The sequence below is a fragment of the Microbulbifer sp. ABM4_008 genome, from assembly GCF_056311705.1.
Window position 1 is genome coordinate 3,142,467 of record NZ_CM149970.1, and the last position, 15,237, is coordinate 3,157,703.

The following is a 15,237-nucleotide window of genomic DNA, read 5'->3' on the forward strand; positions in this document are numbered from 1 at the left end:
TTTATTTAGCTTCAGTATTTTACTGCCAACCTTCCAGGGCGGAAGTTGCTCGCTGATTAAGGGGGCGAGCCAACAAACCGCTGTGGCTAATACGCACCTCGTAAACCGCACCGTCCTCCATAGGTAGAAATGTGGCACTGCCATATACCGCATCGACAAAGGGCAACTTGCGATCAACACCGCGTACAAACTGCCAGACATCCACGCCATAGTTCGCCCCCTCTATTTCATGGACAGAACGCTCGCGAGCTCGCTCATCCTGTAGCGTGAGATAGCGACCACTCAACCTGTCCAGACGATAAGCAGGCTTAATTCCCCAGCGGGCTAATGGACCCTGCCACTTGAGCATTCGGGCATCCAACTGCCACTGATCCCCAAGCAATTCAAACTTTTGCGCTATACCATCCGCATCAGAAAACTTGACTTCAAATTGCTGCTCGGCAATTTTACGAAACGAAACAATACCAACACTGTGCTCTTCAGCCAGGTTTCTATAGCTGTAAACATCTGCAGCAATCAGAACAATCCAAAGGGCAGTTGCAAAAAGGAAAAGACCGGCGGAGCCACGTATAAACCCCAGGAACCAATTTCCTGATAGCAGGACTCGCGCCCCCCAAAATACAAACAACAACGCCAGGATGGCAATAATAAAGGTAATCGCTATATACATTATGATTTCTACTCCCTGATACTGCGCAACATCTTTAAACCAACCTTACGGGCGGTTCTTCGCTGCAGCCTTTTCGACAAAAGTGTGGATCAAGCGGCCGGACAGGGTTTGTATGGGCGGTATAGCTGGCAATGAACTGTAGTGGAACCAGTTTGCCTCTTCTATCTCATTGGGGTCCAAGCACAATCCCCCACCTTGCCACTCCGCCAAATACCCGATCATCAACTGCCCGGGAAAAGGCCAGGATTGGCTCCCCACATACTCCAGGGCACCCACTTTGAGCCCCACTTCCTCATAGACTTCACGCACCAGCGCTTGCTCTGCACTCTCACCGGGCTCTATAAACCCAGCGAGGGCCGTATAAGTTGCATTTCGCCGCGAGGCGTGACGAGCTAAGAGACACTCATCTCCCCGGGTAACAAGCATAATTACACAGGGGGAGATTCTGGGATAGACAGTAAGATTACAAGCCGGACAGGTGCGAGCGCGATCATTGGAGTGATAGATGGTAGGAGTGCCACAACGACCGCAAAATCGATGTTGGCTATCCCAATGGGAAATCTGTAGCGCCCGCCCAGCCAATGCAAACATCGGCTCCTCAACCAAAGTCAGCAGGCTGCGCAGGTTTCGCCATTCATAGCCGGCAATTTCAACCTGGCGAGACAAAACGTGGACACCACACGCCTGCCCACTTAATTCTCCCAAGTAGTGGCTGGATTGAACAGCCTCCGCCACCAATACCTGGGCGTCGTGGAGGAAAAAATCTCCTCGGCAGAGAATCAGCCCATCAGCAATCAGGATATGCTGGGAAAATTCCGGGACTGCCCACACATTACCCGCTGGGACAAACTTATCTACCAAGGAGACCTCCTTAATTATGCGGCCTCAACGGGATAACCCAGAGCAGTCAAGCTTTCGATAGCGAGACTGAGGGATTGAATATCTGCTTGCCTATGCAGCTTTACCTCTCCCAGATAATACTCAAGGCTGATAATCGCATCGGCAAAAATATGCAAAGATTGCTCTACTTCAGGACCGGCATCATGGCGGTCGATAACAGTCTCAACAAAGTTCAGCAAGCCTTCAACTACGGCCGCCGCTCTACTTAAGTTGAGAACGATCAAGCCTCCGCGCACTGAGTTCAAAGTAGTGGAAACATTGCGAATATGGCCATGATCAAAGTCGGACTCTGCATAGGCCGCCAGCGCTCTCTTAATCAACGCCAAACCGGCTTCTGCCTCTTTCAGTACAGCCACTTCCGCTTCTGCCAACTGGCTGTGCTCAAAGGCAATATCCGCATGACCGTATTCATCCAGATCAATAGAAGTACTCTGCTTGAGCGCTGTTACCGTGCTATCGACCATCAACACCTGGCCTGTCAGTTTCTGCAGTGCGCTGTCCGCTATGGAACCACCCGCGCCGGAGGCACTCTGGTATTCCGCAACTGCGCTGCGCAGGCTCTCTCCAACCCGCTTGAAGTTGAGCATCTGCAAGGTACCGGCCACTCTCTGTAGAGAAGAAGCGAGGCCATCTTCTGCATCCAAGGTAGTAGTACCAATTAACTCAGCGTCATCCAACATCCGGCGCACACTGGACAACTCCTCCTCTAAGGCGTTAGCAACTGCGGTAATTGCCGTGGCGCCGGGGCCTCCAAGGGTGGCTCGCTCCCGCTCTAATTCCTCTTCACTGTAATCAAGTGGCTCTGCGGAGAAGGCCTCCAGCAACTTGCCACCAAAGCCCTCGGGCTTGGAAAGAGTCAGCCAATAGAGGCACTCTTTCAGCAAAATCGGTGGCGCAGGCTGATCTAAAGCTGTATCACACTCTTTTTGTAATGCTCGCAGCCAGCGATCAAACATACTGAAAACCATCACCCGGGATCGACTGATGCGCATTTCCTGGGAGGCCATGCCTGCAAGTGCCGCCCCTGCTACCACCCATAAACGCCCATTTGGGCGCCCCATGGTGATGCTTGCGATTCTCTCAAGGGCGCGAGACATCATCGTGTACGCTGGGCCCCGAGGTTTACCTCGCAACAGAGCCAACAAACCAACCTGGTACATATGGCGGAATCGGCGAACAAAACTATTCAAGTCTTCCGACATTACCGCAGAAGCCCCTGCACCAGGCACAGCCCCCTCCAAGTTACAACGGAAAAAATGACTTTCCGGCACAGGGGGCTGAGACCGGGCCGCACGCAAATTATTGATATAGGGAATCAGCAATTCTGGACGGGCAATGGCACGACTTTGGACAAAATCCAAGTAGCGTCCCATTACGTAAAAACCTGTGCCCAGCGCTTCCATCAGTTCTTCTGAGGCGCTCTGTCTCTCCTCTAACACCTCTGTAAGCGCTTTGATTTTCTCTTGGGCGAGGAGCTCAGCTGCCTGGAGCTGCACCATCTGCAATACTCCACTAACCTGCCTGAGTGCAGCCAAACTCTGTTCGAGAGCCTGCTTTTGGGAAGTATCCGCGGCAAATTTATCCAAGTGTGAGGCGGCATTATCGATGGTAGCTACCAGCTCATCCTTCACTACATTGACAGAAGTGATATTGATCTTGCGCAATTCAGTCTTTGGCTGCACCGCTGCATTCTTCCTATAATCGAACAAAAAACAACCAGATCAGGATGATTCTGGCCTCATTAAGGGCAATTTACCCCAATAAATAAAAGAGTCCACCTTTCGCCAAACAATTTCTACCGAATAATCGACAAATAACCTAGCGGCGGGGCTGAAGCCCCTAAATTACTTGAATTTTCCAGAAAACCCAGTAGCGTTTGCTACTTTCAAGTTTAAAGCTGTACGTTTTTTTGTGTTAAAGAACAAAAACCAATCAATCTGTGCACAATAAACCCGGGGAAGCACGCAGCGATAATTGAGCTCAGGTATCTATTTCGCATACACCGCCGATTCCCAAAGATTCCATTTTGACCCACACCAATATGGGTTAACCAAGGAAGTAAATGATGAACACTTACAACAACACCATTGCGGCATCCGGCGGCGGATTTGGTCGCGCCTTTGCCGAAAATTTTCTCGGCGAAGCGCCTGATTGGTACAAATTGACCATAGCCGCCTTTTTGCTTCTCAACCCATTAATACTGTATGTATCGGGGCCTTTTGTAACAGGCTGGGTCCTTATTGGTGAATTCATTTTTACCCTGGCAATGGCCCTGAAGTGTTACCCACTTCAACCCGGCGGACTGCTCGCAATTGAAGCCGTATTGATGGGTATGACAAGCACCGATGCCGTCTACCACGAGGTAGTTGAGAATATCGAAGTTATTCTGCTGCTTATGTTTATGGTGGCCGGCATTTACTTCATGAAGAGCCTGCTTCTATTTGTATTCACTAAAATTTTGATTAATGTGAATTCAAAATCTCTGCTGTCACTACTTTTCTGCGCTGTATCTGCAGTACTGTCAGCATTCTTAGATGCCTTGACCGTAACTGCTGTTCTGATTGCGGTTGCCGTAGGCTTTTACTCAGTCTATCACCGGGTCGCTTCCCAGCAGCCACACCACCACAATGACCACGACCACTCCAACGATGAGCATGTCGTGGAGTATCACCGCGAAGACTTGGACCAGTTTCGAGCTTACCTTCGCAGCCTGATCATGCATGGCGCCGTAGGCACTGCTCTCGGTGGTGTTTGCACCTTGGTTGGAGAACCGCAAAACCTGCTGATCGCTGAGAAAGCTGGATGGGAATTTGTACAGTTTTTCCTGCAGATGGCCCCAGTGACCATTCCAACATTCTTTGCCGGCCTAGCTACTTGTTTCTTTTTGGAGAAAATTAAAATGTTTGGCTATGGAGCCCAGCTCCCTAGCGCCGTACGTGAGGTACTGGTTAATTTTTCCAAAGAGGAAGAAAAGAAGCGCACCTCGGCACAGGTTGCCGAGCTGTGGATTCAGGGCATTGTCGCTGTGGTTCTGGTTTTTGCCCTGGCATTTCATGTTGCCGAAGTCGGTATCATTGGCCTGATGATTATCGTACTTCTGACCTCGTTTAACGGCGTTGTTCAAGAAGCTAGAATCGGCCACGCGTTTGAAGAGGCACTGCCATTTACTGCACTGCTCGTGGTTTTCTTTGCAATTGTTGCAGTGATTCACCAGCAGCACCTATTCGAGCCTGTAACTAACTTCGTTCTCGCACAAAAGCCCGAACAGCAGCCAGGATTGCTATTCATGGCAAACGGTATTTTATCGATGATTAGCGACAATGTTTTTGTGGCAACGGTTTACATTAACGAAGTTAAAGCTGCCCTCACCGCAGGTGACATTACCCGAGAACATTTTGACAAGCTGGCCATTGCCATCAATACCGGAACCAACCTACCCAGCGTTGCCACTCCCAATGGACAAGCTGCATTTTTGTTCCTGCTGACATCGGCCCTGGCACCTCTCATACGCCTATCTTATGGCCGCATGGTGATCATGGCTCTGCCCTATACCATCGTACTGAGTATTGTTGCTTTGATTTGCGTGGTCTACGCGATCTAAAGAGAACTTGTATAAGAGACTGTCTGGATGGGTGGGAATTCATAATTCCCACCCGCTCAGAAAAAGAAAAGCGCAATGAACATCAAGATTAAAGAGAACACCTCTTCATTGATGTGCTACCAGAAGTGTTTACCCGCTGATTTCTCCAGCAAACCTAGCATCGATTGATGCGCTTCAGCTTCCTGTGGCGTAGCACGCGCTACTCGCAGGGGCGCGCGATCTGCCGATAGGCGACGAATGGCTTCACCCGCCGCATCATTTTCCGCCTTCTTACCTTCCTCCCCTTCCGAGGAATCACCCTGTGCCAACACCAAATCGGTTTGGCCACCGGTCATCATCAGGTAGACGTCGGCAAGAATCTCCGCATCCAGCAATGCGCCGTGCAAATCCCGCTGGGAGTTATCGACAAAGTAGCGCTTACAAAGGGCGTCCAGATTGTTTTTCTGCCCGGGGTGCTTTTCCCGGGCCATTGTCAGGGTATCCAAAACCCCACAATGCGCATTAACATTGCGCCAGCGCGGATTACCCAGCAGCCTCAGCTCAGCATCAATAAAACCGACATCGAAGGGCGCGTTGTGAATAACCAGCTCTGCACCTTCACAGAAGGTCATAAATTCATCGGCGATCTGAGCGAATACGGGTTTGTCTGCCAGGAATTCATTAGTGATTCCATGGACCTCAATAGCCCCATCTTCCACTTGTCGCTGAGGATTGATGTACTGGTGATAGTGACGGCCAGTCAACTTCCGGTTAACCAGCTCTACGCAACCAATTTCAATAATACGATGGCCGCTTTTGGGATCGAGACCTGTTGTCTCTGTATCGAGAACCACTTGACGCATATGCAATATTCCCCTCAGGACTCCAGTTCATCGACGCCACGATTTGCCAACTGATCGGCCCGCTCATTGCCCGGGTGGCCGGCATGACCTTTAACCCAGTGCCACTCTACATCATGCTGGGAGACGCTCTCATCCAACTGCCGCCATAGGTCTGCATTTTTGACAGGCTTCTTACTCGCTGTCTTCCAACCGTTCTTTTTCCAGTTGTTAATCCAGCCGGTAATTCCCTGGCGCAGGTACTGTGAGTCAGTATGTAAATCAACTTTGCACGGCTGTTTAAGAGCCTCCAAAGCTTTGATTGCAGCTAACAATTCCATACGATTATTGGTGGTATGCGCCTCCCCACCAAACAACTCTTTCTCCCGCTCACCGTACACCAACAGGGCACCCCAACCGCCGGGGCCAGGATTACCGCGACAAGCGCCATCTGTATAGATAGTAATTTGTTTCAAAACTTACGCCAAAATTAGATATGGGGCCGATTTTCAGCGAAATCAGCGCTTTTGATGCTTCCCGCGTGCTGCAACGCGAGGGCTCGACGGGGTGGCAACCAAAGCGGGCTTTCTCTCGGCCCGCCAATTGATTTTAATAGTGCGAACACGTGCCACTTCTTTGCGGGCGACTATGATGTAAAAGCCCCCCCATGGCAAGTGCAAGCGGGAGCCAAGGCGCTCCATCCAAGCCGTCTTGGATAGCAATTCCTTTTGCTGCAATGGCAAGCGGAAGAAGCCGCGATCTACCCTCTCAGCCTGCAAGTCCAACAGGTTCATCCAGTCGGCAATTCGAGCAGCACGCAGTTGATTTCCGCGCTGGTAAGCCCCCCTGGAAAATAGCAGGCGGGACAAGCCGAGCAAGGAAAACGGGTTAAACCCGATTAGCAGCATATGACCACCGGGTATCAAAACCCTGGCCGCCTCTCTCAATACTTGGTGGGGATGACTGGAAAAGTCCAAAAGGTGATGCAGCAGTACTACATCGATTGAATCGGCGGGGAGGGGCAGTTGCTCGAACTCCACTATCGCAGCCCCGCCCTGCTCAGAAGTTGCCCCCAATCGAAAACGATGATTGATACGGCTGGAGGCGCCAAAGTCAACGGATTGGGTCACACTGGCCTGTAGAAAGTGGTAACCGAAAAAGCCCTCCACTAAGGGTTGGGCCAACGCCAGCTGTTGCGAGAGAATCTCCTCTCCCAGCGAACTGGAAAACCAATGGGATAGCGCTGGGCAGACCTTGCCAAGAGGGGATTGCTCCTCATCATTACCAGGCCTGCTCTTTCCGGTCATCATATCTCCATTGATCAATCTAACAGCTATTCAATTCTACACTCGGGCGATGTTTCCAGGGCCTTACTCTAAGTAAACCAGTCCTCAGGTAACAATTCACACCGTCTCACGCCTTCCATGATATTGTTCTGCTATTCAGCGAAAAGACGATTCGATTATGCTATCCATCACGCCAATCCCCGCCTTTAATGACAACTATATCTGGCACCTGCAAAAAGATGGCCAGCACTGGATAGTCGACCCTGGTGATGCTGTGCCAGTAGAAAAGGCCCTAGAGGGGACCAGACTCAGCGGCATTCTCATTACTCATCACCACTATGACCATACCGGTGGCATCGAATCGCTTTGCCGCCAGTACCAGTGCCCTGTCTATGGCCCCGAGCACATACCTGGTGTCACTCACCCCATTGCCGGTGGAGATTCCTTACAGGTCCTTGGTATGCCCTTCCAGGTACACGCTGTTCCGGGGCACACTCTAGACCACTTAGCTTTGGTTTTGAATGAAACCACAGCAGCAGGCGGTGAACAATTACACCTTTTTTGTGGTGACACTCTTTTTTCCGCTGGCTGCGGCAGGTTGTTCGAGGGCACTCCAGAGCAGATGTACCATTCTCTGCAAAAGCTCAGTAAATTACCCGCCGCAACTTTTGTTTATCCTGCACACGAGTACACACTCGCCAACCTGAAGTTTGCCCAAACGGTAGAGCCTAACAATCAAGCCATTGAGGCAAGGGTTGCTCAGTGCAAAGCCCTGGGAGTAGAAAACAAGCCAACTTTGCCTTCAACTATCGCCCTTGAGCTAGACACCAACCCATTTCTTCGCTGTCAGTATCCAGAAGTTAGGCAGACAGCTATCAATTCGAGACCGGAGTTAAATGACGGAAGCGATAACGTAGATATTTTTGCGAGCTTGCGCGGCTGGAAGGACAACTTCTAAACGCCCAACTTCACCTAAACTCCTCTCAGGCTGGGTGATAAACTAGCAATTCGCATACTTTTTAACCGCCAATATTGACCGAAACTAATTTGCCTAATTAGAATCAAAAGTAATTGACCAAATGCCTGGCGCTTTACCAATAATTGTTCTGAAATGCGTCAGGATGAATTACAAGAAAGACTCGCGGATATCACACATGGTTCACAAGAATTTTGCCGTAGCATTACTAGCCGCTACGGTAGGAGCCTGCTCGCAATTACCGGAACAGGCCTCTGCGCCCGAAACTGAAAATATCCCTGCAGAGGAAACCTCTGTCGCGAGTGACCGAGCTGTTAAAAAGCACGAACCCTCTGAAGCGGTCCCTCCCCCCGTAGACATCTGGGCAAGACTTCGTCAGGGATTCGCCCTGGATCACCACACCAGCGACCCCAAGGTTAAGGAATATATTGCTTACTTCGCCCGCAACGAGGGCTATATGGCTCGGGTAACCGAGCGCTCTCGTCGATATATTTTCCATGTTGCAGAACAGCTGGAACAGGCAAATCTCCCACTTGAATTAGCGCTGCTCCCCATTGTCGAGAGTGCATACGACCCCTTCGCCTACTCCCACGCCCGGGCTTCCGGTATGTGGCAGTTTATCCCCGCCACGGGGCGCTCTTTCGGGCTCGAGCAAAACTGGTGGTATGACGGACGCCGCGATGTCCATGAATCCACCCAGGCTGCGGCAAAGTACTTCAACTACCTGCACGATCGCTTTGATGGGGACTGGGAGCTGGCACTCGCTGCTTACAACGCCGGTGAGGGAACGGTTCGCAGAGCCGTAGAGCGCAATCGTCGCAACGGGCTTGGCACCAGTTATTGGGATCTCAAACTACCGCGGGAAACCAAGCGCTATGTACCCCAGTTGCTGGCTCTGGCGGAGGTTATATCCCGCCCGGACCATTACAAAATCCCACTGCATGATGTCTCCAATGAGCCCTACTACGCCCGTGTCGATGTAGGCAGTCAGATCGATCTGGCCCAAGCTGCAGAACTTGCAGAAATTGAGATTGAAGAGCTGTACCTACTGAACCCAGGCTATAACCGCTGGGCAACCGACCCCAACGGAAACCACCAACTACTGATTCCAATAGAGACCCAGGAAAAGTTTGAGAGCGCCCTGGCACAACTTCCCAAGGAAGAGAGGGTAAGCTGGCAGCGCTACACCATTGCCCGAGGCGACACCCTCTCCACTATCGCTCGCCGCTACCAGACCACCGTCGGAGCGATACGCGAAACAAACAAACTACGCAGCAATAATATTCGCGCCGGAAAAACACTGTTAATCCCCAGCGCATCGGGCCCCGCGGGACAGTATGCCTACGCACTCGATCAGCGAGTTAAACGCAAGCAGTCTTCCGGCAAGGGCCAGAAAGTTAATTACACTGTACGCCCTGGCGACAGCCTTTGGGGGATTTCACGCAAGCTGGATGTGACCGTAAAGCAACTGGCCAGCTGGAACAGCATGGCACCGGGAGACACCCTGCGCCCTGGACGCACCCTGGTGGCTTACAACGGCTCCCCCGCAGTATCAGAGAACAACCGCACTACCCGCAAGGTTTCTTACCGGGTACGCAGCGGCGACTCTCTATATCGGATAGCCAATAAATTCAGTATCGAAATCGATGATATTCTCCGCTGGAATAAGATAAACAAGTCCAAGTATTTACAACCCGGACAGCGCTTAACCTTATTTGTGGATAGTGCCAGCAACACTTAAAGCGCCCACTACCCTACAGGGAGTTAGTCATAAAAAAACCCGGCAATTGCCGGGTTTTTTTATGACTCAATAACAACCGTTACTCGGCAGAAGAGGCCAGATCGATTTTTGCCTGATCGGACAAGTAGCGTTGGATAGCTGCTAACTCGGCCCCACCATTTACAGAGGCCAATTGCTGCATCAGTGCCTGACGCTGCTCTTTGCTCTGCTTGGACAGTTCGCCCGGGCGCACGCTGCGCAGATCGAGAACTACCAGATCACCATTATTTGTAGCGAAGCTGGTCACTTCATCTTTGCCAGCAGATGGTGCAGGCAATGCAAATGCCTTGGCATTAATCTCACCGCGCTGAGCAAAACCACCGCGACGAGTTTTATCACTGGTCTCCAGGGTTAAACCTTGCGCTTCCGCCAGTTCCGCAAAACTAGTACCAGTAGCGAGTTTCTCTTTTAGCTCTTCCGCTTGCTTAGCCAATTGCTCACTGGCCTTATCACGCTTCAAACGGTCAACAATTTGCTGGCGAACCTCTTCCAGAGGGTAGGTACCCGCGGGCTTAGAGTCGGTGACCCGCAAAACAACAGAGTGCTCATTGTTCAGGTTGATCACATCTGAAGTATTGCCATCCTCCTTCACTTCCACAGAGAAGGCAGCCTCGATAACCTGCCCGTTAGAAAGTACGCCAGATGCGCTCTCACGCGAAAACAGATCGGCAGTCTTCAGGGGAACACCCAACTCTTCAGCGGGCTCAGCCAGGTTGTCCGCGTTGTATGCCAGATCGGCAAGACGGGACAAGGCATCAACAAACTCGCGCTCGGCAACGGACGCACGCAGTCGCTTTTCGATCGCCACTTTTTGCTCTTCGAAGCTCGGCGGTTCACTCTGCTCTACTTCCAACAACTTGATAAAGTGAGTTCCACTATCGGTGGTCACTGGAGCAGAAACCTGACCGACTTCCAGCGCGGCCAAGGCCTGCTCGAATGCCTCTGGGAATACATCACCTGTGGTGTAACCCAACTCACCGCCTTCCTCCGCAGAGCCTACGTCTTGGGAGTAAGTCTTTGCCAACTCGGCGAAATCTTCGCCGGCATCCAGTTTGCTCTGAATCTCAGCAATTTTTTCTGCGTCAGCTTCTTCAAGCAAAATATGTGCAGCACGACGGCGAAGTTCCGATGCGAAACCTTTCAACTCTTGCTCGTACTGAGCGCGAACATCGCTTTCAGAAATATCAATGTTACCGGCAAATACTTCAGGAGTTAGCTCAATATACTCAACCGCCACCTGCTCTGGACGCTGGTATTGCCCTTGATTCTCCTGGTAGTACTGTTCTACTTCAGCATCCGAAACCTGAGTCTCTGCTAACAGGCCTTCAACTGGCATCACCACGTAATCAAAATCACGCTCTTCCATAGAGGCGGCAACAATCTGTTCTGCATCCGCCTGGGTAGTAAAAGCACTTTCAACCACACTATTTGCGTACTGCTCCAGCGCCATATCATTTTCCATAATCTGGCGGAAGCCTGCAGGGCTATACCCCATACGACGCAAAGCATCGCGGTACATTTGCGGATCAAAACTGCCGTTCACCTGAAAAGCTGGAATTCCTACGATCGCTCTGTCGACCGCCGCAGAGCTCATCACCATACCGCTGTCCTGAGCAGCTTGGCGCATCACAGCACTGGAAACCAACTGGCGTAAAACTGGCTCACGCAACTGCTCATCGCTGATTAAATCAGCGGGCACATCTTCGCCGTACTGACTAATGATCATATTGCGGCGATTTTGAATTGCACGCTGCAAATCCAAGTTTGTAATTTTTTCGCCATTAACCTCGGCTACCGCATCGGCAGCACCTCCACTGGCACCGGTGAAGAAATCAATTCCCCCAATGACCATAATAAAACCGAAAAAGGCTGCGACAATAATCGCGGCTGTCCCTTTCAGGTTGTCACGCATGGACTGAAGCATGCTCAGCTCCGAAAATTAATTGTTTTTAACTACTATCAGATACAAAAAAGGCGCATCCCAACTGACACGCCTCTTTGACATTCAGACTCTTTTACAAAGTCTCAAAGCCTGCTGAAAACTTAGTTTACAGCGTCTTTCAGGGCTTTACCGGCCTTGAAGTTAGGAATTTTTGCCGCAGCGATTTCAATGGGATCGCCAGTGCGAGGATTGCGACCAGTACGAGCTGCACGCTCTTTCACAGCAAAGGTACCAAAGCCAACGAGGGCAACTTGATCACCTTTTTTCAGGGCATCAGTGATGCTATCAACCATTGCGTCCAAAGCACGGCCAGCTGCTGCTTTTGGAATATCTGCAGATGCGGCAATTGCTTCAATCAGTTCGGACTTATTCACGCTTAATCCCTCTGTTCTTTTTAAATATGCTTCGGGTGGTCTACAAAAGACACCCATACTTTAAATTTTTTAGCCTTCGGCAATTTACGCGCCGGGCAATAAGCCCCGTTTTATACCAACTGCCCAGAAGCGGGTCAAGGAACCATGCGGGTTTCCGGGCAGATGCACACTTTTCAAGCAGCGTAGATAGCCTGATTGGCGAAGTTTTGGCCTTGCAAGTTGTAAAGGGGCGACAAAAGTCACCCCATTACAAGAGTCAGTGAGTTTGGATTCCTCGCTGCGAGCGCTCCTCTGCCTTTTTCTGTAAGGCGGAATACTCTTCATCAGACAGGGATTCAGGCTTGTGTTCGAGCGCCAGCTCAAGTACCTGATCGATCCACTTAACGGGCCTAACTACCAAGTCCTGAAGAATATTATCGGGAATATCCTTCAGATCTCGCTCATTATCAGCAGGAATCAGTACAGTTTTTATACCGCCCCGATGCGCTGCCAATAACTTTTCTTTAAGACCACCAATTCTTAAAACTTCTCCACGCAGAGTAATTTCTCCAGTCATCGCCACATCTGAGCGAACGGGAATATCCGTTAACACAGACACCAAAGCGGTGCACATGGCAATACCCGCCGAAGGGCCATCTTTGGGGGTGGCACCTTCAGGCACGTGGATATGAACATCCCGGGTCTCGTGGAAGTCCGGACCTATTCCCAGCGCCTGGGAGCGAGAACGCACAACCGTCAAGGCCGCCTGAATGGACTCCTGCATAACATCGCCAAGGGAGCCGGTTTTGATCATGCGCCCTTTACCCGGCACAGCTGAAGCTTCAATGTTAAGAAGCTCACCACCCACCTCGGTCCAGGCGAGACCGGTAACAATTCCGATTTTGTCCTCTTCCTCCGCACGGCCAAAATCAAACTTGCGAACACCGAGAAGCTCTTCAAGTTGCTCTGGCTGTATTACAGCCTTCTTCTCTGAAGGGTTGCGAACGTGCTCCGTTACTACCTTGCGGCAGATCTTGGCAATCTCCCGGTCCAGGCCACGCACACCCGCTTCACGGGTGTAGTAGCGGACAATATCTCGGATGCTGTCATCGGAGAGATCCAGCTCATCATCTTTAAGGCCGTTGGCCTTGCGCTGCTTCGGCACAAGATAGCGCTGAGCAATATTCAGTTTTTCGTCCTCGGTATAACCGGGGATTCGAATAACTTCCATACGATCCAGCAACGGGCCTGGAATATTCATTGAGTTAGAGGTGCAGACAAACATCACATCGGAAAGGTCGTAATCCACTTCCAAGTAGTGATCATTGAAGGTTTTATTCTGCTCCGGATCCAAAACCTCAAGAAGCGCTGAGGCGGGATCGCCGCGCTGATCCATCCCCATTTTGTCGACTTCGTCGAGCAGGAACAGGGGATTCTTCACTCCAACTTTCGAAATTTTCTGAATCAGCTTGCCCGGCAGTGAGCCAATATAAGTGCGTCGATGCCCACGAATCTCGGCTTCATCGCGAACGCCGCCCAGGGCCATACGCACATACTGACGATTTGTTGCTCGAGCAATAGATTGACCGAGGGAGGTTTTACCCACCCCGGGAGGCCCAACCAAGCACAAGATCGGCCCTTTCACTTTCTTAACTCGCTTCTGTACCGCGAGGTATTCCAGAATCCGCTCTTTAACCTCTTCCAAGCCGTAGTGTTCTTTCTCGAGAATTTCCTCGGCTTTAACCAAATCGTGTCTCACCCGGCTGGCTTTTTTCCAGGGCAGGCTCAACATCCAGTCGATATAACTGCGTAAAACCGAAGCTTCCGCAGACATAGGCGACATCATTTTCAATTTAGCCAGCTCAGCGCGGGTTTTCTTCTCTGCCTCCGCACTCATGCCGGATTCGGCAATTTTGTTTTCCAGCTCTTCAATTTCATTGGGCTCTTCGGTGATCTCGCCCAATTCTTTTTGAATCGCCTTCATCTGCTCATTGAGATAGTACTCGCGCTGGCTTTTCTCCATCTGCTTTTTCACACGCCCACGAATGCGTTTTTCCACCTGAATCAGGTCGATTTCAGCATCCATAAGGCCCAGCAAATGCTCCAAACGCTCTTTAACACTGAGAGTCTCTAGAAGCTCTTGCTTCTGAGCCAACTCAAGGGACATATGTGCAGAAATGGTATCTGCCAAGCGGCCAGGTTCATCAATTCCCGACAGAGAGGTAATAACCTCATTGGGGACTTTCTTACTTACAGAAACGTACTGTTCAAACTGAGACATCACAGAGCGCACAAGGGCATCTGCTTCGCCTTCCGGCAACTCCTGCGTCTCCATCGGCGAAACGGTCGCCTCAAAATGGTTCTCCCTCTCCATCACTTCGTGGATATTTACGCGCTCTCCCCCTTCTACTAGCACCTTCACAGTGCCATCGGGGAGTTTGAGTAACTGCAAGACACTGGCAATAGTGCCCACGCGATAGATATCGTCTGCACCTGGGTCATCCTCAGATGCCTTTCGCTGCGCCACAAGCAATACCTGCTTATCCCTGCGCATGGCCTCTTCCAGGGCCTCTATGGACTTTTCCCTGCCGACAAAAAGCGGGATCACCATATGGGGGTAAACAACAACATCGCGCAATGGCAACAACGGATATTCAAGTGTGGTGTCGGATGACTGATCCATAGAACTCCTCTCGGCCCTATCACTGGGTATTTGGCGCGGCATCATGCTGCTGTTGGAATTGACAGCTTAACCTGGGCCACCGCCCTTCAGATGCTAGTAATGGGGGGGAAGGGCCCGAAATACAAGTCTAATCTCGCGACCAATTTGTGCCGAGCTAAGAGTGCTATTCGAGCCAGGAATACCCAGACAGGTTGTTAGATACCCGGGTAATCAGAAAAAACTATAAAA

Annotated in this window: 12 protein-coding genes; 3 read left to right on the forward strand and 9 right to left on the reverse strand. The window is 51.0% G+C overall.

Annotated features, from left to right (window positions below):
• Positions 1-19: 19 nt before the first annotated feature.
• Genes ACYX4J_RS13440 through ACYX4J_RS13450 form a run of 3 tightly spaced genes read right to left on the reverse strand, consistent with a single transcriptional unit; the run spans position 20 to position 3,252 of the window.
• Positions 20-670, reverse strand: a complete 651-nt coding sequence (locus ACYX4J_RS13440; protein WP_413665185.1) for a cation/multidrug efflux pump — start codon at positions 668-670, stop codon at positions 20-22.
• Between the two features lie 45 nt (positions 671-715).
• The gene (nudC, locus tag ACYX4J_RS13445) at positions 716-1,531 is read right to left on the reverse strand and encodes an NAD(+) diphosphatase (protein ID WP_476176816.1); all 816 of its coding nucleotides are present in this window, start codon (positions 1,529-1,531) and stop codon (positions 716-718) included.
• A 14-nt stretch (positions 1,532-1,545) separates the two neighbouring features.
• On the reverse strand, positions 1,546-3,252 hold the full coding sequence (locus ACYX4J_RS13450) for a FimL-related protein (protein WP_444942149.1): 1,707 nt from the start codon (positions 3,250-3,252) through the stop codon (positions 1,546-1,548).
• Positions 3,253-3,635: 383 nt separating this feature from the next.
• Between ACYX4J_RS13450 and nhaB the strand changes: the two genes are divergently transcribed.
• Complete coding sequence (nhaB, locus tag ACYX4J_RS13455) at positions 3,636-5,171, forward strand: sodium/proton antiporter NhaB (RefSeq protein WP_444908425.1); 1,536 nt, start codon at positions 3,636-3,638, stop codon at positions 5,169-5,171.
• 116 nt (positions 5,172-5,287) lie between these two features.
• Here the strand turns inward: nhaB and dnaQ are convergent, their stop codons facing one another.
• The 3 genes from dnaQ to ACYX4J_RS13470 are packed head-to-tail and all read right to left on the reverse strand — an operon-like array spanning position 5,288 to position 7,296.
• Positions 5,288-6,013: a DNA polymerase III subunit epsilon gene (gene dnaQ, locus ACYX4J_RS13460; RefSeq protein ID WP_476176817.1), complete on the reverse strand. Its 726-nt coding sequence runs from the start codon at positions 6,011-6,013 to the stop codon at positions 5,288-5,290.
• Between the two features lie 14 nt (positions 6,014-6,027).
• Positions 6,028-6,465, reverse strand: a complete 438-nt coding sequence (gene rnhA, locus ACYX4J_RS13465; protein ID WP_413665181.1) for a ribonuclease HI — start codon at positions 6,463-6,465, stop codon at positions 6,028-6,030.
• 42 nt (positions 6,466-6,507) lie between these two features.
• Complete coding sequence (locus tag ACYX4J_RS13470) at positions 6,508-7,296, reverse strand: class I SAM-dependent methyltransferase (protein ID WP_413665180.1); 789 nt, start codon at positions 7,294-7,296, stop codon at positions 6,508-6,510.
• A 157-nt stretch (positions 7,297-7,453) separates the two neighbouring features.
• On the opposite strand from ACYX4J_RS13470, the gene gloB reads away from it, so the two are divergent.
• Both gloB and ACYX4J_RS13480 read left to right on the forward strand, forming a co-directional pair.
• Positions 7,454-8,233 (forward strand): hydroxyacylglutathione hydrolase, encoded by a 780-nt coding sequence (gloB, locus tag ACYX4J_RS13475; RefSeq protein ID WP_476176818.1) that lies wholly within the window; start codon positions 7,454-7,456, stop codon positions 8,231-8,233.
• Between the two features lie 196 nt (positions 8,234-8,429).
• The gene (locus ACYX4J_RS13480) at positions 8,430-9,992 is read left to right on the forward strand and encodes a LysM peptidoglycan-binding domain-containing protein (RefSeq protein WP_444905765.1); all 1,563 of its coding nucleotides are present in this window, start codon (positions 8,430-8,432) and stop codon (positions 9,990-9,992) included.
• 79 nt (positions 9,993-10,071) lie between these two features.
• Here ACYX4J_RS13480 and ACYX4J_RS13485 read toward each other — a convergent pair whose 3' ends face one another.
• From ACYX4J_RS13485 to lon, 3 genes are all read right to left on the reverse strand, one after another.
• Positions 10,072-11,955, reverse strand: a complete 1,884-nt coding sequence (locus ACYX4J_RS13485) for a SurA N-terminal domain-containing protein (RefSeq protein WP_444916097.1) — start codon at positions 11,953-11,955, stop codon at positions 10,072-10,074.
• A gap of 119 nt (positions 11,956-12,074) precedes the next feature.
• On the reverse strand, positions 12,075-12,404 hold the full coding sequence (locus tag ACYX4J_RS13490; protein ID WP_255422880.1) for an HU family DNA-binding protein: 330 nt from the start codon (positions 12,402-12,404) through the stop codon (positions 12,075-12,077).
• A gap of 199 nt (positions 12,405-12,603) precedes the next feature.
• Positions 12,604-15,009, reverse strand: coding sequence for an endopeptidase La (gene lon / locus ACYX4J_RS13495; RefSeq protein WP_476176819.1), 2,406 nt, complete (start codon positions 15,007-15,009; stop codon positions 12,604-12,606).
• Positions 15,010-15,237: the final 228 nt, after the last annotated feature.